Below are 18820 nucleotides of genomic sequence, written 5' to 3' on the forward strand. Positions count from 1 at the left end.
GCATCCTGCATTTTGGTGCGGGCGTTTCGCGGTTGTGAAAAGGTAAACCACATGAAGCAACGCGACTCGGGTAAGGCCGCACTGCTGGTCGCGCCCGCGATGATCGTGCTGGCGATCGTCATCGGCTACCCCATCGTCCGCGCCGTTTGGCTGTCGTTCCAGGCCAACCGCCACCTTGACGCGTCAACCGGCGTGTTCGTCGAAGGCGGGTTCGCAGGCTTGGACAACTACATGTATTGGATTGCCAACCAGTGCATGAGCCCGTCCGGCACGGTGGGCACCTGCCCACCCGGCGTCTTGGCCACCGACTTCTGGCCAGCCGTGGGCATCACCCTGTTTTTCACCGTGGTGACCGTGTCCCTGGAGACGATCCTTGGCATGGGCATGGCGCTGATCATGAACCACCCCTCCCGGGTGCGCGCGCTCATCCGCGCGGCCGTGCTCATCCCCTGGGCCATCCCGACGGCAGTCACGGCGAAGCTGTGGCAGTTCATGTTCGCACCGAACGGCATCGTCAACGCGCTACTCGGGGCGAACATCTCCTGGACCACCGACCCGTGGGCCGCGCGCTTCGCCGTGATCATCGCGGACGTGTGGAAAACCACCCCGTTCATGGCGCTGCTCATCCTCGCCGGGCTGCAGATGATCCCCAAGGACGTCTACGAGGCCGCCCGCGTCGACGGCGCCTCCAGCTGGCAGACGTTCACCCGCATCACGCTGCCACTCGTACGTCCCGCGCTCATGGTGGCGGTGCTCTTCCGCACCCTCGACGCGCTGCGCATGTACGACCTGCCCGTCATCATGATCTCCGGCTCGTCCAACTCCCCCACCGCCACCATCTCGCAGCTGGTGGTCGAGGACATGCGCCAGGGCAACTTCAACTCCGCGTCCGCGCTATCCACGCTGATCTTCCTGCTCATCTTCACCGTCGCGTTCATCATGATCCGATTCCTCGGTGCCGATGTTGGGGGGAGTCGAACGCGGCGAGGTAAACGTCGTCAAGCAAAAGCTCCTGAGGAGGCCGCACGATGAAACGCATCAGCCACTACCTCGGCGTCATCTTCATCATGTTCTGGGGCCTCGCGCCGTTCTACTGGATGCTCATCACAGCGCTGCGCGACAAAGCGCACACCTTCGACACCACACCCTGGCCCACCCACGTCACGCTGGAGAACTTCCGCGATGCCATGGCAACGGACAAGGGCAACGACTTCCTCGGTGCGATCGGCAACTCGCTGCTCATCTCGCTGGCCACCACCGCCATCGCTGTCGCCGTCGGCGTGTTCACCGCCTACGCGCTCGCACGGCTGGATTTCCCGGGCAAAGGCATCGTCACCGGCATCATCCTCGCCGCCTCGATGTTCCCCGGCATCGCGCTCGTGACACCGCTGTTCCAGCTGTTCGGCGACCTCGGCTGGATTGGCACCTACCGCGCGATGATCATCCCCAACATCTCGTTCGCGCTGCCGCTGACGGTGTACACGCTGATCTCCTTCTTCCAGCAGCTGCCGTGGGAGCTCGAGGAAGCCGCGCGCGTCGACGGAGCCACCCGCGGCCAGGCTTTCCGCCTGATCCTGCTGCCGCTCGCCGCGCCCGCGATCTTCACCACCGCCATCATCGCGTTCATCACCACCTGGAACGAGTTCATGCTCGCCCGCCAGCTGTCCACCACCGCCACCGAGCCAGTCACCGTGGCGATCGCGCGCTTCAGCGGGCCGAGCGCCTTCGAGTTCCCGTACGCCGCCATCATGGCCGCAGGCTCCCTGGTTACGGTGCCGCTGATCATCATGGTGCTGGTGTTCCAGCGGCGTATCGTCTCCGGCCTGACCGCGGGCGGCGTGAAGGGCTAGACGCCGGCGCCGAACAGCACCCGCATCGCACCGTAGGGGTGGGTGTCGTTCGGCTTCGGGAAACCGCCGGGCGAGACCCACATCGGCACCCCGCCTCTTCGCTCGACGCCGCCGCGCGTGTTGGCGAAGGTGGGGTTATCGCGGTTGACCCTGTTGTGATAGCTGCACAGCGGCGCGAGGTTGTCCATGTTCGTTTCGCCTCCTTGGGACCATGCCTTGATGTGGTGAATTTCGCAGTTGTCGGAGCCGTGGCGGCAGTCCGGCCATGTGCAGGTGGTAAGTGTTGCGCGTGCGAGGTCGCGTTGCTTGTCGTTGGCGTAGCGCGCCGCCCGGTACAGGTTCACGGCGCCGTGTTGCGGGTGGAACAGCGCCACTTCGGCCAGTTGCGGCCGCAGCGCGAGGTATTCGGCGCCGGTGATGGTGGTGCCGTCGGTGAGTCCGAGGATGACGTCGTCGCCGTCGCCGCGGAGGATTTTCTCGTGCTGGTCCATGCCGACGACCACGATGGGTCTGGGCACGCCGTAGGGCACGCCTTTTTTGCCGTCGCCGCGCATGAGGTCGAGGAAGCGTCTGAGCATCTGCGGCCCGGCGGGCAGGTCGGGGTCGAGGTCGCGGCGGAGGTAGTGTTCGAGGTCGGCGATGTCGTGCTCGTCGGCGGTGACTCGCAGTGTGCGCATGCCGCTTTTCGACGGCGACACGGTCACCTGTGCCTTCGGAGGAGCCTTCGCTGGCGCGATGATGAGCTGGTCGGCTCGCTTCTTCAGCGCGTCGTGTGTGGAGCACTGCTCGAGCAGTTTGCGGCGCACCCGCCAGCGCTCGGCCGGGTTGGGGATGGTTTTCAGCCGGTCTTCCATGTACACGAGCTGCGCCAGCGGGAACTTCCGGGCCTCTTCGAGTGCTTTTCGTTGTTGTTTCGTCCAGCGGGTGGGCCCGTAGTAGGTGTCGTGGATCGCGCCCCATTTCGTGGCGAGGTTGGGCATCACCCCGGCCGCGATTGCTGCGCGTTTGTTGAAGCCGACGAGTGCGTCGACCGATGGTTGCGTCGCAAGAAATGTTTCGAATGGTGTCATAGCTCGGCACGCTAAACGGCCCCGCGCCGCACGTAAACCCCCACTTCGCGAATCTGTGGATAACTCTGCGTTATCCACAGGGGCAAAATCGTATCCGCACGAAACGTGGTAATGATGAGGGTTTCGGCTAAGCTGTTCGCAAACCGTGACTGATACTCGAGGACGTGACCGTAATGCCAGCTCGTAGACTCGCACCCGTCGTTGCCGTGGCCGTTGCCGCGTCGGCGCTTGCCCCGGCTGCGTCGGCCGATGAGCCGATGGCTACTGGCCCGTTTTCTTCCGAGTTCACGCAGGCTGAGGTCGACAATGCGTGGCGTTTCTTCGGTCTGCTGGTGGGCGTTGGCGCACTTCTGACCACGGTGGGCGTGGGCATCGTGCACTTCGCAGGCCCGCACCTCGGCCTGAATCTGCCGCAGCTGCCCCGCTAGTGCGCAGCCGCCAGGACCTCATCTGGCAGACCGCGATCGGGTTTGTCGGCTTCTTCGCGTTTCTCGCGCTTGTCCAGGCGGTAGTGAACCTGTTCAGCCCCGCGCCCGAGATCTGGCCGGGGCTTCTCGCTGGCGCGCTTGTGCTGGCAGAATGGTTGCTCGTACGCGGGTGGATTGCCTGGCGTAGCAGCTGAGCGCAAGGAGTAGCCTCATGGCAGTCCGGCAGAGCACCAACGAGCGGATGCTTTCGCTCGACGTGATACGTGGCATCGCACTGTGCGGTATCGCGTTCGTTAACGTGCAGCAGCAGTGGGGCATGTACCCGGGCGAGCACGGCGACACCGAGCTTTACCGCACGCTTGAGATTTTGGCGCACCGCCGGTTCTTCCCGGTGTTCACGTTTTTGTTCGGCATCGGGTTCGCGATGATCATGGCGGGTGCTCGGCGCCGCGGCCTCAGCGAAGCGTCGGTGATGGTGCGCCGCCTCATCCCGCTGCTCCTTCTCGGTGTCGCGCACCAGTTCCTCCACCCGGGCGAGGCGCTGTTTCCGTACGCGTCGATCGCGTTCGGGGTGTTGTTCCCGCTGGCGTATGTGCAGGATCACCGCAGGCGCCGCACGATCGCCACCTGGGGCGGCATAGTCCTCACCGTGGTCGGCGGCTTCTTCGGCGGCGTTTTTGTCATCCCGGGCTTGCTGATGTTGGGGTTTGCGTTTGCGGAGTGGGGTTTGCCAAAGCTTCTCGACGTCTCCCCCTCCCCCGCCACAAAATCCCTCGCTCTTCTTATCCCTCTCACCGTCGCCTTGTCGGTGGTGCAGCTGAAGATGTTGGGCACCACGAGCTACTTCTTCGTTGCGAACTACACGGGGCTGGTGTTCAGTGCAATGGTCGTCGCGCTGACTTACACGTTGCTGCGCACCCCGCTGCGGGGCGCTCTAGGTGCTGTGTTCGCGCCGTTGGGGCGGATGGCGCTGACGAACTACATCGTCGCCACGTTCGTCATCCACGGTGCGCGCATGGCGCTGGGGATTGCAGTGCCCAATCCGAACGCCACGAACGCGGACTTCGCTACCGGGTTCGCGGTGATGGCGGTCATGCTCGCGGCGCAGGTAGTACTGAGCACGTGGTGGCTGAGCCGCTTCGGCCAAGGCCCACTGGAGAAGGCCTGGCGCTACCTCACGTGGGAGGCGTTTGGCGGCCCGAAGCCATTAGCGCCGAAGGAGGCGCCTGCTCAGGCGGCGCCAGGCCACGCGCGCGGCTGAGTGCGGCAGCGCGAACACTTCGCGCGCGTAGTTTTTTAGCAAGGAGCGCCTTGGCGTGGGCGCGGCAACCGTGTCCACGGGAATGCCCAGGTGCCAGGCCCAGATTCGGGTGCGTGGGATGTGGAAGCGGTTGGTCACCACCGTCAGGCGCTCGGCGTCGGGGCACAGCGCCCAGGCACGTTCAAGGTTTTCGTTGGTGGAGCGGGCTTGGGGCTCAATGCTTATCGACGCCTCCGGTACCCCACGCCCCACCAACCACGCGGCCATCACCCCGGCTTCTTCGTATCCGCTGACCACGATTGTGCGCGGGTCACGCTGCCACAGCTCAAATGCGGTGGTGAGGCGGGCGGCGAGCATGCGGGAGGGTTGCCCGTCGATAATGCGGGCGCCCAGCACCACGATCGGGTTAGTCACCCAGCAGGCGCTTGCGTAGCGCGGCGTCCTTGCGCTCAACTTCGTCGGCCATGCGCGCCTGGTAGTCCACCATTTTGCGCTGCACGGACGGGTCGGCCGCGCCGAGGATGCGTGCCGCCAGGAGGCCAGCGTTTTTCGCGCCGCCGATGGACACGGTGGCGACGGGCACGCCGCCGGGCATCTGCACGATGGACAGCAGCGAATCCAGCCCGTCGAGGGTGTCCAGCGCGCGCGGGATGCCGATGACCGGCAGCGGGGTCGCGGCAGCCACCATGCCCGGCAGGTGCGCGGCGCCGCCCGCGCAGGCGATGATCACCTGGATGTCGCGGGTGTGCGCTTCCTTGGCGTAGGCGAGCATTTTGTCCGGGGTGCGGTGCGCAGACACCACGCCAACCTCGAAGGCGATGCCGAATTCGGCGAGCACTTCGGCTGCGGGGGCGACGGTGTCCCAGTCCGAGTCGGAGCCCATGATGATGCCAACTGCTGGTTGCATTTAGTTATCCCTCTTCCTGCCCGAGCCAGCGGGCATTGATGATGTAGTGCGCGGCGTCTTCAGCTGTGGCGAGCGCGGTTTCAAGGTTGTCGGCGGAGACGTTGACGTGGCCCATCTTGCGGCCGGGGCGCCAGTCTTTGCCGTAGAGGTGCACCTTGGCGGAAGGGTACTTTTCCATCACGGCTGCGACGCGCTCGCGCATCGGCATCCGGGGGTCCTCGTCGCCGCCGAGGGTGTTCACCATCACCGTCACCGGCGCGGTCATGGTGGTCGCGCCGAGCGGCCAATCGAGCACGGCGCGCACGTGCTGCTCGAACTGGCTGGTCACGCAGCCGTTTTGGGTCCAGTGGCCGGTGTTGTGGGGGCGCATGGCCAGCTCGTTGACGAAGACCTCGCCGTCGGCTTCGAAGAGCTCCACGGCGAGCACGCCGGTGACACCGAGGCCCTCGGCGACGCGTACGGCAAGCTCCTGGCACTCGGTGGACATGGCGCGCGGCATGCGCGGGGCGGGCGCGATGGCGACGCGGCAGATACCGCCGTCCTGGCGCGACTCCACCACCGGCCACGCGCGCACCTCGCCGGAGCGGTTGCGCGCCACCATGGCGCTCAGCTCGCGGTCGAACGCGACTTTGCGCTCGGCCATCAGCGGCACGTCCTTCTCCAGCAGGTCGGCTGCCAGCTCGGAGCATTCGCTTCTCGACGCCGGGAACCACACCCCGTGACCGTCATAACCGCCGCGGGTAGCCTTCAGACACACCTGGCCATCCACTTCGTCCCAGAAACCTTCCGCGTCCGCCGGCGACTCAATCGCAGCGAACTCCGGCACCGGCAGCCCAGCTTCGGCGAGGCGGACACGCTGCTTGAGCTTGTCCTGGGCGTAGATCAAGGCTTCGGGGCGGGGTTCGGCACGGAAGCCTTCGTCGATAAGCAATTGCACATGCTCGTTCGGCACATGCTCATGGTCGAAGGTGACCGCATCGGCGCCCTCGACCGCCGCGCGCAAATCCTCCAGCGAGGTGTAGTCGCCGAGGCGCACCGCGCCGAACACCTGCGCCGCCGAGGCCTCGTTGCTACCCGCCAGCAGGTGCGTTTCCACCCCGAGCTCAATCGCTTCCGTCTGCATCATTCGTGCCAGCTGGCCATCGCCGATCACGGCGACAACGGGCATTCCATACGCGTTACTCACGGCCTTCACTCTAGCCCGCTACCATCGCGGTCATGGCTGACGGCATCCAACGGCACACGATCTTTCAAAACTCGCTGATGACAGCGCTCCTCGACGGCATCTACGACGGCGAGCTGACCATCGGCGACATCCTGGCCAAAGGCAACTTCGGCCTCGGCACCTTCGACGCGCTCGACGGCGAGATGCTCATCCTCGACGGCGTGTGCCACCAACTCACCTCCGACGGCAAAGCACGCGTGGCGGACTTAGAGCAGCGCACCCCATTTACCGTCGTGACCAACTTCGTGCCCCGGCTTAGCGCCGACGCTCCACGCGGCATGGTGCGCGCCGACCTGTCCAAGTTCATCGACGAGATGGAACCCAGCGCGAACTACTTCCACGCCGTGCGCATCACCGGCCGCTTCTCCGAAGTGGTCGTACGCACCGTGACGAAGCAGGAAAAGCCGTACCCGCCGATGAGCGAAGCCGTGGACGAGGACGCCGAGCACCGCTTCACTGACGTCGAGGGCGTCATCGGCGGGTTCCGCACCCCGGCCTACGCGAAGGGCATCGGTGTTCCGGGCTGCCACGTGCACTTCGTCGACGACGCGCGCACCTCCGGCGGCCACGTACTCGACTACACCGTCGACGAAGCCGTCATCGAACTGTGCCCCGGCACGGATATGGAGCTGCACCTGCCGGTCACCGCCGAGTTCCAGGCCGGCCGCCTTTCGCCCGAGGACCTCGACGAGCAGCTGCACACCACAGAAGTGAAGGGCTAGACGAAAATTTTAGCGGCCGAGCTGCGCCGCGATCACCTTCTCCACCGCTCGCGCCTTGCCTACCTGCTCGAAATGGATGGGCCGCTCGTAGCCGTACACCGCCACCGTAATCCCGCCGCGTTCCCGGCGCGCCGAGTGAATCTGGCGGTGCGGGATGGAATCCACCGCGCCGCGCCGCCCGCGGGCGAGGATGCGCTTGTCCGTCACGATGAAGCGCCGGCGGCGCGCGGCGATAAGCGGCCCGATGAAACGCCACAGCGCAAGCACCGCCCACACCGCCACCACGAGGTTGCGCACCGCCGGATCCACGTGCGGGGTGACGTCCATCCACCCGACGGCCATCCACGCCACACCGGTGATCACGATGAGCTCCGCCAGCGGAAACGTCAGCGCGGAAAGCGGCGCGGTGACGTCAGCGAGGACCACTTCGTCCTCGCGCACCCGAAACGTCGCCTTCGACATGCCCCGTTACGTTACCTGCTGCGTTTGAATCGGTGCGTTTGAATCAGTGCGCTTACGTCGTCGGGCGCAGGTGGTGGACATCGCCGACGGCGTACGCGGAGCCGTCGATAAGCACTTCGCCCTCATCGTTGATGCCCGTAACCGTGCCGGTGACCGTCTCTTCGCCCTCGCGCAGCTCGAGGCGCACCGTGCGGCCGATGGTGGAGCACACGGCGCGGTAGTCCTCGAGCAGTTGCGGGTCGCCTTCGGCCCATTGGCGCAGGCGGATGCCCATGGCGCGCAGGATGTCGGCGGCGAAATCGTCGAAGTCCACGTCGATGCCTTCGAGGTTGAGCGCCGTCGCTGTGGGCACCGGCAGGTCTTCCTCACGCATTGCCACGTTGATGCCGATGCCCACCACCACCCGCGGCAGGTCCAGCGCGGAGAGGATGCCCGCGATCTTCTTGCCGCCGATTTGCACGTCGTTGGGCCACTTCAGCTGCGCCTGCGGCACAACGTCGGTGACCGCAACGCCCGGCGCGATGGACAACAGGCCGAACGGCTGCGGCGGGTCGGGCACCTCGACGACCATGCTCATGGCCAGCTGCGACCCCTTCGGCGACACCCAGGTGCGTCCGAGCCGACCTTTGCCGCTGGTTTGCTCGTCGGCGATGAGCACGGTGCCGGGCGCGCCGTCGCGCAGCAGGTCGGCGTTGGTGGAGCCGGTGGATTCGACCCACCGCACCTCGGGCCAGTACTCGGCCACACGGTCCTGGATGGCTTGGATGTCGCGCACAGTCATGGGGAAAAGCTTATTGCTTATCGACGCTAAAGGGGACCACTCCCCTCCCCACCACCACACGCCAACCTCCGGTTTTAGCGTCTGAAGTGTCAGTTTCCCCCGGCCGTCACCGCGGCCGAAACCAAGAAAGGTTCGTGTCCCCCATGGAACAGCTCATCGGATTCTTGCTCGCCATCGTGTTCACTATTCTTGCCGCGCTCGGCGGTGCCGGCGCCGGCAACCAAGTCGCGCAACCTCAGCCCGCGCTCAAGCCGGCCCAAACCCGTGTGGTCGCCACACCCAAACCCGCGCCGAAACCCGCGCCGAAACCCGCGCCGAAACCCGTGGCGCGCAGGGCCGTCTCGCAGCAGGAGCTGCAGGCGGCGACCAACCGCTACCGCCGTGCGCACGGCCTGAGCACCTTGAAGGTGGAGCCGCGCCTGAACAACCTCGCGCAGGATTGGGCGAACACGCTGTCGGCGAATGGGGCGTTCTACCACCGTCCGAAGTTCGCGGATTCCTACCCGCGCGGCTGGAAGGGCGCCTCTGAGAACATTGCGGGTGTCGGGGCGGATGCCACCGCGGACGACATCATCCGCACCTGGGCGAAGTCGCCGGGGCATCGCGCGAACATGATGGATCCGCACGCGACCCACTTCGGCGTCGGCGTGGCCATGACGCGCGACGGCCGCCAGATCGCGGTGCAGAACTTCGCCCGCTACTAACTGCGCTCCATACTTCGGGCGTGTCCGCGGGCGTGCGGCGTGCGCGTCGCCGCGGCTAATGATTACACTTGCCCCCTATGACTTCATCGAAACCCGACATGACCACCACGGCGGGGCGCATTGAGGATCTGCGCAACCGTCTCGCCGACGCGCAGGCGCCGGCTGGTCAGGACGCGATCGACGCAGTACACGCAACGGGCGCCGCCACCGCCCGGGAGCGCGTGGAGAAGCTTCTCGACGAAGGCTCGTTCGTAGAGACGGACGCCCTGGCTAAGCACCGCGTCGAGGCGTTCAAGATGGACCGCACGAAGCCCTCCACGGACGGTGTGGTCACGGGCTATGGGCTTATCGACGGCCGCAGGGTCTGCGTCTTCTCCCAAGACCCGACGATCTTCGACGGCCGGATGGGCGAGGCATACGCGGAGAAGATCCTGAAGATCTACGACCTGGCCACCAAGACCGGCGTGCCGCTGATCGGCATCTATGATTCCGTCGGCGCGCGCTGGCAGGAGGGCATCGTCACCGCGCACATGCAGGCGCAGATCCTTGCGGCTGCTACGCGCGCGTCCGGCATGGTGCCCCAGATCGCAGTTGTTGCTGGCGACGTGGCGTCGCTGGCCGCCACCCCGGTGCCGCTCGCGGACGTGACCGTGATGGCCGAGGGCGCGGCCCTGCACATGGCCACCCCGGACATTGTGGCGAAGGTGAACGGGAACGCTGACGGTGCTGTGGACGCTGTGGACACAGTGGACGCAGTGGACGCAGTGGCACTCGGTGGGCGCGAGGTCCACGCCACCCGCACGGGCCTGGCCCAGCTCACGGCGGCGACGGATCTTGAGGCCGTCGATCTCGCCCGTACCCTCGTGGGCTACCTCCCGCTGAACAACCGCGCCGCCTCCCCGCTCGGTGCCTCCGAAGCTAGCGCGGGCGCCGACGCCACCGCGGACCTGGACACGTTCATGCCGGACGACGACAACCAGCCCTACGACGCCGCCGACATCATCAACGCGGTGACCGACGGGGACTTCTTCGAGCTCGGCGCCACGTTCGCTGGCAGCGTGCTCACCGGTTTTGCGCACATCGGCGGCCGCGCAGTGGGCGTGCTGGCCACCCAGCCGAGCGTGCTCGCGGGCTGTCTCACCCGCGACGGCGCCCGCAAGGCCGCGCGCTTCATCCGCACCTGCGACGCGTTCAACCTACCGGTGGTGCAGTTCGTGGACTGCCCCGGTTTCCTGCCCGCAGTGGAGGAAGAGCATGCCGGTGCTGTCGTAGCCGCCAGCGCGCTGGCGTACGCGTTTGCCGAGGCGCAGGTGGGCACGATCACCGTGGTTACCCGCAAGGCGCTCGGCCCGGCGTACACGTTGCTCGGTTCGAAGGGCTTGGGCGCGGACTTGGTCTTTGCGTGGCCGACGGCGCAGATCGCGCTTGCCGACGCCGCCACCGCCGCCGAAGCCATCGGCACCGACGAAGCCGCCTACGCCGAAGACAACTTGAACCCGTACGTGGCCACGGAGCGCGGCCTGGTCGACGCGGTGATCGAACCGAGCGCCACCCGTGCACAGGTGCTGGAGGGCCTGCGTCTGCTCGAGCGCAAGGTGGCCTACCCGCCGCAGAAGAAGCACGGCAACATTCCGCTGTAAGGAGGCCTTTTCCATGATGAAAAGCATTGAAGCCAGCCAGATCTCAGTGGTGAAGGGCAACCCCACGGCCGAGGAACTCGACGCATTAGCCAGCGCCCTCAATGATATGCTGCGCCAGCGCGCGGAGGCGGCGGTCCCGGCGGACCGAAACTTGTGGGGCGATGAGGCATCCCCGTTGCACCCGCAGGCGCTGTTCAATCCGCACGCGTTCGATTCGGCGGCGTACTTCTAATGCCGCGGCTGGTGCTCGCGTCGCAGTCCCCGTCGCGACGCATGCTGCTTGAACAGGGCGGCGTGGATCCCGTCTGCCACCCGGCGGACGTTGACGAGGACGCGCTGCTCGCTTCGCTTTCCCACGTCTCCCCCTCCGAGCGCGTAACTGCCCTGGCCCGCGCGAAGGCGGAGGCGGTTGCCCCGCGCTACCCGGATGACGTGGTGGTGGGCTGCGATTCAATGCTGCTTCTCGACGGGCACCTGCTTGGCAAACCCCACACCGCCGAAGAAACGGTTCGCCGGTGGAAGTCGCAACGCGGCCAAACGGCCCACTTGGTCACCGGCCACGCGGCCGTGTACCACGGCACGTGGGTGACCGGGCCGGTCGAAACCGCGATTCGTTTCGGGGACGTCTCCGACGCGGACATCGATGCTTATGCGGCTTCCGGCGAGCCGCTCGAGTGCGCCGGCGCGTTCACGCTCGAGGCGCTAGGCAGTTGGTTCATCGATTCCGTTGATGGCGATCCGACCAGCGTAATTGGCCTTTCGATGCCGTTTTTACGCAAGGCGCTCTACTCGTTTGGGCTTGAAGCGTCCGCGTTCTGGCGTGCGTAGACCGCGCCCAAGCGGGGATCGGTCCCCTTAACAAGATATTTAAGCTCGACAGCTGTTAATATCCCGTGCATGGCTCAAACCGACATCAATCTCACTCCCGGCGAGAAGGGCCTGTACTCCATCTCCTTCCGCCCTAACCTCGTCCTGTTCTGGCTGCGCTCCACCTTCCTTGTCACCAACCGCCGTATCGCGGTGAAGACCCCGAACACCATCCTCGGCATCATCCCGCTGGGCTTCGAGGAGCGCTCGATCCCCATGGGTTCCGTCGCCGGTGTCAACGCGTCCGTGACCGTGAAGGCCGGCCGTCTCATCCTCTTCGGCATCCTTGCCATCCTCAGCCTCTTCGGCATGCAGGAAAGCTGGGTGTTCTTCCTGTTCTTCCTGCTGTTCACCGCTTTGGCACTGAACGCCATCCTTGCGAGCCTGGACATCACCAACAACGGTGGTGGCGTCTCCAGCGCAACCGTGTCCATCCTGGACAAGTCGGCTCTGGAGAAGTTCAAGGACAAGGCGAACGAGTACATCTACTCCGCCACCACCGCTGGCACCTCCTGGGATGAGGCGATGCACAACCCGCAGCAGTTCGCGCCGCCGCAGGGTTTCGGAGCCACCGCGAACACGCAGTTCAACATGGGCTACCAGCCGCCGCTTCAGCAGCCGCAGGCACCGCAGCACCAGCACCAGCAGCCGCAATGGGGCCAGCCACAGCAGGGCCAGTGGGGCCAGCCGCAGGCACCGCAGCACCAGCAGCAGCCGCACCAGCAGCCGCAGTGGGGCCAGCCACAGCAGGGCCAGCCACAGCAGGGCCAGCCACAGCAGGGCCAGTGGGGCCAACCGCAGCAGAACACCGGCGGCTCGACCGCGGTGAATTTCGACGCACCGCAGAATTCCAACCCGACTGACAAGCCGGACTCCACCCCGAACGCGTAAAGTCCGTTCCCATTCACCCGGTTCCGCACCAGATGCGCGGAACCGGGTTTTTGCTGCGCATGGGCGCTATGCTTACCGGCATGCTCCGCAATCGCCGCCGCGCCGCCCGCGCTCTGCTTGCCCTGCCACTCGTGTTCGCCACCGCCGCCTGCGACCTCCCGGGCTCCGGCGGGAATGACACCGCCGCCGCCCCCGAGGTGTTCACCAGCATCGCTGCCCCCGGCGACAGCGAGACAGACGGCCAGGACACAGACAGCAAGGATGGCAACAAGGAGGACGCCGACGGCAAGGCCAAGTTCGGCGAGGATAAGGATGCCACGAGCCCGGAACGGACCAGCTCGAAGGCGCCGCGGCCGCGCGACTGCGCCTCCCTGCCGAAGGATCCGCGCGACATGTACCCGGACGGCTCCGCCCCGGGGCGCATGCCGGCGGTGAGTAACGGCGATTACAACTTCTGGATCGACGACATCGAGAACGCCTACGATCCGTGCGCCCCTATCAGCTGGATCGTATTTCGCGGGCAGCTTGGCGACGTCAACGGCGTGGCCGGTACAGCAGGTTCCATCACTGATGGCATCGCGATCTACGTTGACGGCGTGCCTGACGGGGAAATGCGCATCTTTGGCCGCATTGACGACGTCTACCTCGACGGCGACGACACCTTGCGCTTCAGGTTCAGCGAGCGTACCCGCTCCACCGCGGAGGGGTTCACCGGCAACTACGACGTCACGCTCGAAGCTGAGGGCGGCCGCGTCACCGCAGTCTCAGGCGACCAGGGCGCGTTCTACGACAGGTGGGACGACGGTACCAGTGCGTACATGTTGGGCACGTATGACTAGCGGTAGCCGTCGATAAGCAAAATGCCCCGGCGCAAACCGGGGCATAGCGCTAGGGGTGAAGGCTTACGCGTGCTTCTCCTCGACGCGCTTGATGGCCTCCTCGGCCACGAGCTCCTGGATGCCCATGTCCAGCTCGGAGGTGAAGCCGACGCAGGAGCAGTTGATCTCGCCGAGGACGTAGGTGTCCTCGCCGGTCTCGTCGTCGTCGGCGAGCATGAAGTCGGCCGTCCAGATCAGCGGGATGTTGTCGCCGCCGAGGTTCTCAGCGATGACCGGGCGGGCCTCGGCGAACATGTCGACGAGCTCCTGCCACTCCTCCGGCTTCTGGTAGGTGTACTTCGCGCCGGAGAACAGGGTTGCGGAGAACGCGTCGCCGCCCTCGGCCGGCTTCTTGTGCACGACGAACACCGGGTGCGGGCCGACCAGCAGAATGCGGATCTCACCCTCGGTGATGCGCGGCATGAAGCGCATGTCCACCAGCATGCCGTTGTCACCGATGATGTACTGGTCGCAGAAGTCCATGAACTCGCCGAGCTCGCGCTCTTCGGTGTGGTTGTCCACAGCCTCGGTGCACTTCAGTTTGGTGTCCAGCGGCAGGGCGGTGCCCGGCTCGACGGACTCGGCCAGGGACTCGTCGGCGAGGCGCACGCGCCAGATACCGGAGCCGGTGGAGCCGCGGTTCTGCTTCAGCACACGCTCGCCGTAAGACAGCGACGTCGGGAAGGTCTCGTGGAAGGACTCCACGTCGTAGTACGCGGCGGTGTCTGCCGGAACCAGGTCGGTCTGGTTGAGCTTGACCAGGGCGTCCTTCGCGCCGTAGGAGACCATCTCCTCCGGGGTGGACATGCCGACCAGGCCAGCCTCGGAAAGGCGGGTGAGCAGGTCGAAGTAGCCCTTCTCGCCGCCCGGGATGTTGCCCGGGTTCACGCGGGAGATGTAGGCGTCGAAGTTCTCGGAGACGTAGTTGAACAGGTCCTCGGTCCACTCGGGGCGGTAGTAGACGACCTCGGAGTTCCAGTCCTTCTCCTTGATCGCGTTCACGATGGGCATGGTGTCCTTGCGGTGGCCGTCGATGTACTTGTCGGAGCCGCCTTCAACCTCGAAGACAACAATCGCCTTTTTCACTGCAATCCCTTTCCTAGGTGCGCTCGTGCGGCACAGCGGAAATTGTGGCGCCGCACGACGGTTAAAATTCGGGAACGACGTTGGCCGTAACCTGTGTGTTCCTCACTCGACTCTAAACGTTGCACGTGAGTTATGCGGGGCGAGCGCGGGGACAGTGCCGAACCTCACACACGCGCTTTTAGCAGCCCCGGACGGGCTATTTTTCCGTGGTTTCCGCGCGTGGAGGGGCTGATTGTGGGTAACGTTGGCGGGCGCAGGGTACCGTGACGTTCCCGCGTGATGGAGGTAGCGAAGGTGGGCATCGAGTTCGACGACAACCCGCAGTTTCAGCAGTACGCGCACCCGGAGAAGTTTGTGTCGGCGGCGTGGCTGTCGGCGCGGCTCGGTATGCCGGGGTTGAAGGTGGTTGAAAGCGACGAGGACGCGTTCCTCTACGACATCGGCCACATCCCGGGGGCGGTGCGCATCGATTGGCGCACGGATTTGAATGATCCGCTGGTGCGCGACTTCATCGACGGGGAGGCGTTTGCGGAGTTGATGCGTTCGCGCGGCATTTCGCGCGAGGACACGGTGGTGGTGTACGGCGATCGTTCCAATTGGTGGGCGGCGTACACGGCGTGGGTGTTTGAGTTGTTCGGGCATCCGGATGTGCGTCTGCTTGACGGGGGCCGCGACGCGTGGATGGGTGAGGAGCGCGACACGTCGTTTATGGTGCCGGAGTACCCGGCGTCGGATTATCCGGTGGTTGAGCGCAAGGATTCGCCCTTCCGCACGTTTGCTTCGGAGTTGTTGGAGGAAAAGCCTGCGCAGCTTATCGACGCTCGCCCGTCCGACCAGTTCGCCGGCATCGAGCCGGAGCCGGACGAGCCCGGGGTGCGCACGCTGCGCTACGGCCACATCCCTGGCGCGGTGAACGTGACGTGGGGCCGTTCGGTCTTTCCGAATTCGCGGTTCCGCCCGCTGGAGGACATCAAGGCGATTTACGCCGATTTCGACCCGTCGGCGCGCACGGTGGTCTACTGCCAGCTCGGCGAGAGCTCCTCGCACACGTGGTTCGTGCTGAACCACATTTTGGGTTTTGAGGACATTTCGCTTTACGACGGTTCCTGGGCCGAGTGGGGCAACTTAGTGCGCGTACCCGTGGAGAAGGGCGAATAACCTCGCCGGTTTTACGGGACGGTTCGACGCGTGAGGCGCGGACGCGCGGTAACATGGTGCGACGTTTATCCGATGTTTCTTCGGTAGATACCACCAGACGTGTTCGCGAGTACGTAAAGGACGGGATTGCTTCGTGGCTTCCACCCAGCCGGCAACTGCTACAACCGCTTCGAGCCTGCCCACTTCCCTGACCAAGGTTTTGGTGGCTAACCGTGGCGAGATCGCGGTGCGCGTGATCCGCGCGGCGAAGGATGAAGGTATTGCCTCCGTTGCGGTGTACGCCGAGCCGGACGCGGATGCGCCGTTTGTGCGTTTGGCGGACGAGGCGTTCGCCCTCGGCGGCACAACTGCGGCTGAGAGCTACTTGGACATGGACAAGGTGATCGCGGCGGCCGAGGCGTCGGGGGCGGATGCGATCCACCCCGGCTATGGCTTCCTGTCCGAGAACGCGGAGTTCGCCCAGAAGGTTATTGACGCTGGCCTAACGTGGATCGGGCCGTCGCCGGAGGCGATCGCTGCGCTGGGCGACAAGGTCACTGCCCGCCACATCGCTGAAGCCGCGGACGCGCCGATGGCGCCGGGCACAAAGGATCCGGTCGCGGACGCCGAGGAGGTGCTCGCGTTCGCGGACGAGCACGGGCTGCCGGTGGCGATCAAGGCTGCGTTCGGCGGCGGCGGCCGCGGCATGAAGGTCGCGTATTCGCGTGAGGAGATCCCGGAGCTGTACGAGTCTGCCACGCGCGAGGCGACCGCTGCGTTCGGCCGCGGCGAGTGCTTCGTGGAGCGTTACTTGGACCGCGCGCGCCACGTCGAGGCGCAGGTGCTAGCCGACATGCACGGCAACGTGGTGGTGATGGGCACGCGTGACTGCTCGCTGCAGCGCCGTTTTCAGAAGCTTGTGGAGGAAGCCCCGGCCCCCTTCCTCACCGACGAGCAGCGCGAGCGCATCCACGCCTCCGCGAAGGCGATTTGCCGCGAGGCGGGTTACTTCGGCGCGGGCACGGTGGAGTACTTGGTGGGTTCCGACGGGCTGATTTCTTTCCTGGAGGTCAATACCCGCCTGCAGGTTGAGCACCCGGTCACCGAAGTGACCGCTGGTGTGGATTTGGTGCGCCAGCAGTTCCGCATCGCGCGCGGGGAGCAATTGCTTATCGACGAAGACCCGGCCCCGCGCGGCCACGCCATCGAGTTTCGCATCAACGGCGAGGACGCTTCCGCCAACTTTATGCCGGCGCCGGGCACGATCACGGCGTACTCGGAGCCCGCGGGCCCGGGTGTGCGCGTGGATTCCGGCGTGGAGGCTGGTTCGGTGATCGGCGGGCAGTTCGACTCGATGTTGGCGAAGCTGATCGTCTACGGCGAGACCCGCGAGGAGGCGATCCAGCGCGCCCGCCGCGCACTGGACGAGTACGCGGTGTCCGGCATTCCGACGGTCATCCCGTTCCACCGCGCCGTGTTGGACGACCCGGCTTTCGTGGGCAACGGTATGGGCCATGAAGCTGGCTTCGACGTGTACACGCGCTGGATCGAGGAAGAGTGGGCGGGCCTGCCTGAGGGGGCCGTCGCAGACGCCCCAGATGCCCCAGATGCTACAGACGCTGCAGACTCAGAAGACACCACCGCACCTCAGCGCCGCATCTTCGCCGTGGAAGTTAACGGCCGCCGTTTCGAGGTGGCGCTGCCGGAGGAACTCGTCGCAGGCGGCGCGGCTCGCCGCAAGCCGAAGAAGCGTCGCGCGGCCGGCAAGGTGGCCGCCTCCGGCGACGCGGTCGCGGCGCCGATGCAGGGCTCCGTGGTGAAGGTCAACGTCGCTGAGGGCGACGAGGTGGCCGAGGGCGACGTGCTCGTCGTGCTGGAAGCGATGAAGATGGAAAACCCGGTCAAGGCTCACAAGGCTGGCACCGTTACCGGCCTTGCCGTGGAGACCGGTGCCCAGGTGAATAAGGCGGCTGTGCTTATGGAGCTGAAGTAGGCAGATACAGCGGGGCCAACTCCTCTGCCATCTTCAGCAGCACCGGGATCGACGCGACCGCGACCCCGACCACGATCGCCACAATGACCGGCAGCGCCGCGTTTTCGGAGCTACCCACAATCGCTGAGGACGACGACTCCGAGGAACGCTGCTGCGCCCGCTGGGTGAGCTTCGCCGCAGCGCCAGCAGCACCTTCCCCCGGCACGTAGGCGGCGTGCGCTTTCGGCGTGTGCACCCGCCCGTAGGCCGAGAGCAGCTCAATTTCCTGCTCCCCGCGCACAGCGTCGCCGTTAATCGGCTGGGACGCGCGCGACAGGCTCACCTCGAGCCCGCCGTCATCCCAGATCTTGCTCGCGCCCGAGAACACGCCGATGAACCCGCGGTTTTGCACCCACACCGGCCCGCCGGAATCGCCCTTGTCGCCGTCCCCGGCATCGAAGTAGACGTTGTTCGCCAGGCTGCCGACGTACGCGCCGCAGTGCATCCGGCCGGATGCGGAACCGTAGAAGCACACCCGGTCCCCTTTCGACACGTCCGCCGGGTCCACCACCGCGTCGCCGCTAAAGCGATTCGGGCCCAAACGCACACCGGGGTCCCATGTCACCAGGCCCCAGTCGTTGCCCGTGTCGCTGGAACCGAAGAGCAAAGACGGGCTGAAGGTGCCGGTTGCGGAACCGTCAGGCGTCGATACGCGTGCTCCTGCTTTGCCGCAATGCCCCGCCGTGTAGCTCAACCCCTGCTTCGCGTCGTTGTAGCCAATCGTGCAGGTGTAGCGCCCGTCCACGCGAAGCGCCGCACCCTGAGCCACCTCCGCGGCGGCCGACGCGGCCGGGGCCACAACCGGGACCACAGCCGACGCGAGCACCACGGCAGCTGCGACGGCGGGAAGCGAACGCGAAATTGCCATGCGGGTAAGCG

The 18820-nt window shown here is 65.9% G+C and carries 22 protein-coding genes; 14 read left to right on the forward strand and 8 right to left on the reverse strand.

Annotated features, from left to right (window positions below):
* Positions 1-51: 51 nt before the first annotated feature.
* A complete protein-coding gene (locus tag HWX32_RS08470) occupies positions 52-1032 on the forward strand; it encodes a carbohydrate ABC transporter permease (protein WP_175935532.1) in 981 nt (326 codons plus the stop codon).
* Positions 1029-1850, forward strand: a complete 822-nt coding sequence (locus tag HWX32_RS08475; protein WP_075468281.1) for a carbohydrate ABC transporter permease — start codon at positions 1029-1031, stop codon at positions 1848-1850. Before HWX32_RS08470 ends, HWX32_RS08475 begins: the two co-directional genes overlap by 4 nt.
* Here HWX32_RS08475 and HWX32_RS08480 read toward each other — a convergent pair.
* Positions 1847-2920, reverse strand: coding sequence for an HNH endonuclease signature motif containing protein (locus HWX32_RS08480; RefSeq protein ID WP_075468278.1), 1074 nt, complete (start codon positions 2918-2920; stop codon positions 1847-1849). The two genes, HWX32_RS08475 and HWX32_RS08480, sit on opposite strands and share 4 nt — an antisense overlap.
* 173 nt (positions 2921-3093) lie before the next feature.
* Here HWX32_RS08480 and HWX32_RS08485 point away from each other — a divergent pair, with 173 nt between their 5' ends.
* From HWX32_RS08485 to HWX32_RS08495, 3 genes are read left to right on the forward strand one after another with little or no spacing between them, the layout of a single operon-like run.
* Positions 3094-3348 (forward strand): hypothetical protein, encoded by a 255-nt coding sequence (locus tag HWX32_RS08485; protein ID WP_175935533.1) that lies wholly within the window; start codon positions 3094-3096, stop codon positions 3346-3348.
* Entirely contained in the window at positions 3348-3542 is a 195-nt protein-coding gene (locus HWX32_RS08490) for a hypothetical protein (RefSeq protein WP_175935534.1), read from the forward strand. Before HWX32_RS08485 ends, HWX32_RS08490 begins: the two co-directional genes overlap by 1 nt.
* 17 nt (positions 3543-3559) lie before the next feature.
* Positions 3560-4609, forward strand: coding sequence for a DUF418 domain-containing protein (locus HWX32_RS08495; RefSeq protein ID WP_175935535.1), 1050 nt, complete (start codon positions 3560-3562; stop codon positions 4607-4609).
* Here HWX32_RS08495 and HWX32_RS08500 read toward each other — a convergent pair.
* The 3 genes from HWX32_RS08500 to HWX32_RS08510 are packed head-to-tail and all read right to left on the reverse strand — an operon-like array spanning position 4556 to position 6702.
* Positions 4556-5023: a YdcF family protein gene (locus HWX32_RS08500; RefSeq protein ID WP_075468266.1), complete on the reverse strand. Its 468-nt coding sequence runs from the start codon at positions 5021-5023 to the stop codon at positions 4556-4558. The genes HWX32_RS08495 and HWX32_RS08500 overlap by 54 nt on opposite strands.
* Positions 5016-5516 carry a 5-(carboxyamino)imidazole ribonucleotide mutase gene (purE, locus tag HWX32_RS08505; RefSeq protein WP_075468263.1) on the reverse strand — a complete coding sequence of 167 codons (501 nt, stop codon included), beginning with the start codon at positions 5514-5516 and terminating at the stop codon, positions 5016-5018. Before purE ends, HWX32_RS08500 begins: the two co-directional genes overlap by 8 nt.
* Before the next feature lie 4 nt (positions 5517-5520).
* The gene (locus HWX32_RS08510) at positions 5521-6702 is read right to left on the reverse strand and encodes a 5-(carboxyamino)imidazole ribonucleotide synthase (protein ID WP_303049146.1); all 1182 of its coding nucleotides are present in this window, start codon (positions 6700-6702) and stop codon (positions 5521-5523) included.
* Positions 6703-6734: 32 nt separating this feature from the next.
* On the opposite strand from HWX32_RS08510, the gene budA reads away from it, so the two are divergent.
* Complete coding sequence (budA, locus tag HWX32_RS08515) at positions 6735-7463, forward strand: acetolactate decarboxylase (RefSeq protein ID WP_075468257.1); 729 nt, start codon at positions 6735-6737, stop codon at positions 7461-7463.
* Positions 7464-7472: 9 nt separating this feature from the next.
* Here budA and HWX32_RS08520 read toward each other — a convergent pair whose 3' ends face one another.
* Together HWX32_RS08520 and HWX32_RS08525 are read right to left on the reverse strand one after the other, a co-directional pair.
* On the reverse strand, positions 7473-7925 hold the full coding sequence (locus HWX32_RS08520; protein ID WP_175935536.1) for a hypothetical protein: 453 nt from the start codon (positions 7923-7925) through the stop codon (positions 7473-7475).
* 52 nt (positions 7926-7977) lie between these two features.
* Positions 7978-8706: a biotin--[acetyl-CoA-carboxylase] ligase gene (locus HWX32_RS08525; protein ID WP_075468252.1), complete on the reverse strand. Its 729-nt coding sequence runs from the start codon at positions 8704-8706 to the stop codon at positions 7978-7980.
* A 143-nt stretch (positions 8707-8849) separates the two neighbouring features.
* On the opposite strand from HWX32_RS08525, the gene HWX32_RS08530 reads away from it, so the two are divergent.
* The 6 genes from HWX32_RS08530 to HWX32_RS08555 all read left to right on the forward strand — a co-directional run bounded on the left by HWX32_RS08530 (position 8850) and on the right by HWX32_RS08555 (position 13647).
* Entirely contained in the window at positions 8850-9410 is a 561-nt protein-coding gene (locus tag HWX32_RS08530) for a CAP domain-containing protein (protein WP_175935537.1), read from the forward strand.
* A 77-nt stretch (positions 9411-9487) separates the two neighbouring features.
* Positions 9488-11050 carry an acyl-CoA carboxylase subunit beta gene (locus HWX32_RS08535; RefSeq protein WP_175935538.1) on the forward strand — a complete coding sequence of 521 codons (1563 nt, stop codon included), beginning with the start codon at positions 9488-9490 and terminating at the stop codon, positions 11048-11050.
* Positions 11051-11063: 13 nt separating this feature from the next.
* Positions 11064-11282 carry an acyl-CoA carboxylase subunit epsilon gene (locus HWX32_RS08540; protein ID WP_175935539.1) on the forward strand — a complete coding sequence of 73 codons (219 nt, stop codon included), beginning with the start codon at positions 11064-11066 and terminating at the stop codon, positions 11280-11282.
* Positions 11282-11878, forward strand: a complete 597-nt coding sequence (locus HWX32_RS08545; protein ID WP_175935540.1) for a nucleoside triphosphate pyrophosphatase — start codon at positions 11282-11284, stop codon at positions 11876-11878. The genes HWX32_RS08540 and HWX32_RS08545 overlap by 1 nt, the downstream gene beginning before the upstream one ends.
* Before the next feature lie 69 nt (positions 11879-11947).
* Positions 11948-12808: a hypothetical protein gene (locus HWX32_RS08550; RefSeq protein WP_175935541.1), complete on the forward strand. Its 861-nt coding sequence runs from the start codon at positions 11948-11950 to the stop codon at positions 12806-12808.
* A gap of 80 nt (positions 12809-12888) precedes the next feature.
* Entirely contained in the window at positions 12889-13647 is a 759-nt protein-coding gene (locus tag HWX32_RS08555) for a hypothetical protein (protein WP_175935542.1), read from the forward strand.
* A gap of 63 nt (positions 13648-13710) precedes the next feature.
* Here HWX32_RS08555 and HWX32_RS08560 read toward each other — a convergent pair whose 3' ends face one another.
* The gene (locus HWX32_RS08560; protein WP_175935543.1) at positions 13711-14772 is read right to left on the reverse strand and encodes a Cj0069 family protein; all 1062 of its coding nucleotides are present in this window, start codon (positions 14770-14772) and stop codon (positions 13711-13713) included.
* Positions 14773-15051: 279 nt separating this feature from the next.
* Between HWX32_RS08560 and HWX32_RS08565 the strand changes: the two genes are divergently transcribed.
* Both HWX32_RS08565 and HWX32_RS08570 read left to right on the forward strand, forming a co-directional pair.
* Positions 15052-15930, forward strand: a complete 879-nt coding sequence (locus tag HWX32_RS08565) for a sulfurtransferase (protein WP_075468234.1) — start codon at positions 15052-15054, stop codon at positions 15928-15930.
* A 133-nt stretch (positions 15931-16063) separates the two neighbouring features.
* Entirely contained in the window at positions 16064-17902 is a 1839-nt protein-coding gene (locus HWX32_RS08570) for an acetyl/propionyl/methylcrotonyl-CoA carboxylase subunit alpha (RefSeq protein ID WP_303049147.1), read from the forward strand.
* On the opposite strand, the gene HWX32_RS08575 is transcribed toward HWX32_RS08570, so the two are convergent.
* Positions 17886-18809, reverse strand: coding sequence for a hypothetical protein (locus tag HWX32_RS08575; protein WP_075468228.1), 924 nt, complete (start codon positions 18807-18809; stop codon positions 17886-17888). The genes HWX32_RS08570 and HWX32_RS08575 overlap by 17 nt on opposite strands.
* Positions 18810-18820: the final 11 nt, after the last annotated feature.

It is taken from the genome of Corynebacterium sp. Marseille-P4321 (assembly GCF_903645305.1).
Lineage (GTDB): Bacteria > Actinomycetota > Actinomycetes > Mycobacteriales > Mycobacteriaceae > Corynebacterium.

Bases quoted from the DNA above. Each gene is read 5' to 3' on its own strand.
- budA (WP_075468257.1), top strand. From the start codon at position 6,735: ATGGCTGACGGCATCCAACGGCACACGATCTTTCAAAACTCGCTGATG.
- HWX32_RS08530 (WP_175935537.1), top strand. From the start codon at position 8,850: ATGGAACAGCTCATCGGATTCTTGCTCGCCATCGTGTTCACTATTCTT.
- HWX32_RS08525 (WP_075468252.1), bottom strand. From the start codon at position 8,706: ATGACTGTGCGCGACATCCAAGCCATCCAGGACCGTGTGGCCGAGTAC.
- HWX32_RS08495 (WP_175935535.1), top strand. From the start codon at position 3,560: ATGGCAGTCCGGCAGAGCACCAACGAGCGGATGCTTTCGCTCGACGTG.
- HWX32_RS08575 (WP_075468228.1), bottom strand. From the start codon at position 18,809: ATGGCAATTTCGCGTTCGCTTCCCGCCGTCGCAGCTGCCGTGGTGCTC.
- HWX32_RS08535 (WP_175935538.1), top strand. From the start codon at position 9,488: ATGACTTCATCGAAACCCGACATGACCACCACGGCGGGGCGCATTGAG.
- HWX32_RS08540 (WP_175935539.1), top strand. From the start codon at position 11,064: ATGATGAAAAGCATTGAAGCCAGCCAGATCTCAGTGGTGAAGGGCAAC.
- HWX32_RS08550 (WP_175935541.1), top strand. From the start codon at position 11,948: ATGGCTCAAACCGACATCAATCTCACTCCCGGCGAGAAGGGCCTGTAC.
- HWX32_RS08480 (WP_075468278.1), bottom strand. From the start codon at position 2,920: ATGACACCATTCGAAACATTTCTTGCGACGCAACCATCGGTCGACGCA.
- HWX32_RS08485 (WP_175935533.1), top strand. From the start codon at position 3,094: ATGCCAGCTCGTAGACTCGCACCCGTCGTTGCCGTGGCCGTTGCCGCG.
- HWX32_RS08555 (WP_175935542.1), top strand. From the start codon at position 12,889: ATGCTCCGCAATCGCCGCCGCGCCGCCCGCGCTCTGCTTGCCCTGCCA.
- HWX32_RS08565 (WP_075468234.1), top strand. From the start codon at position 15,052: ATGGAGGTAGCGAAGGTGGGCATCGAGTTCGACGACAACCCGCAGTTT.
- HWX32_RS08545 (WP_175935540.1), top strand. From the start codon at position 11,282: ATGCCGCGGCTGGTGCTCGCGTCGCAGTCCCCGTCGCGACGCATGCTG.
- HWX32_RS08520 (WP_175935536.1), bottom strand. From the start codon at position 7,925: ATGTCGAAGGCGACGTTTCGGGTGCGCGAGGACGAAGTGGTCCTCGCT.
- purE (WP_075468263.1), bottom strand. From the start codon at position 5,516: ATGCAACCAGCAGTTGGCATCATCATGGGCTCCGACTCGGACTGGGAC.
- HWX32_RS08475 (WP_075468281.1), top strand. From the start codon at position 1,029: ATGAAACGCATCAGCCACTACCTCGGCGTCATCTTCATCATGTTCTGG.
- HWX32_RS08470 (WP_175935532.1), top strand. From the start codon at position 52: ATGAAGCAACGCGACTCGGGTAAGGCCGCACTGCTGGTCGCGCCCGCG.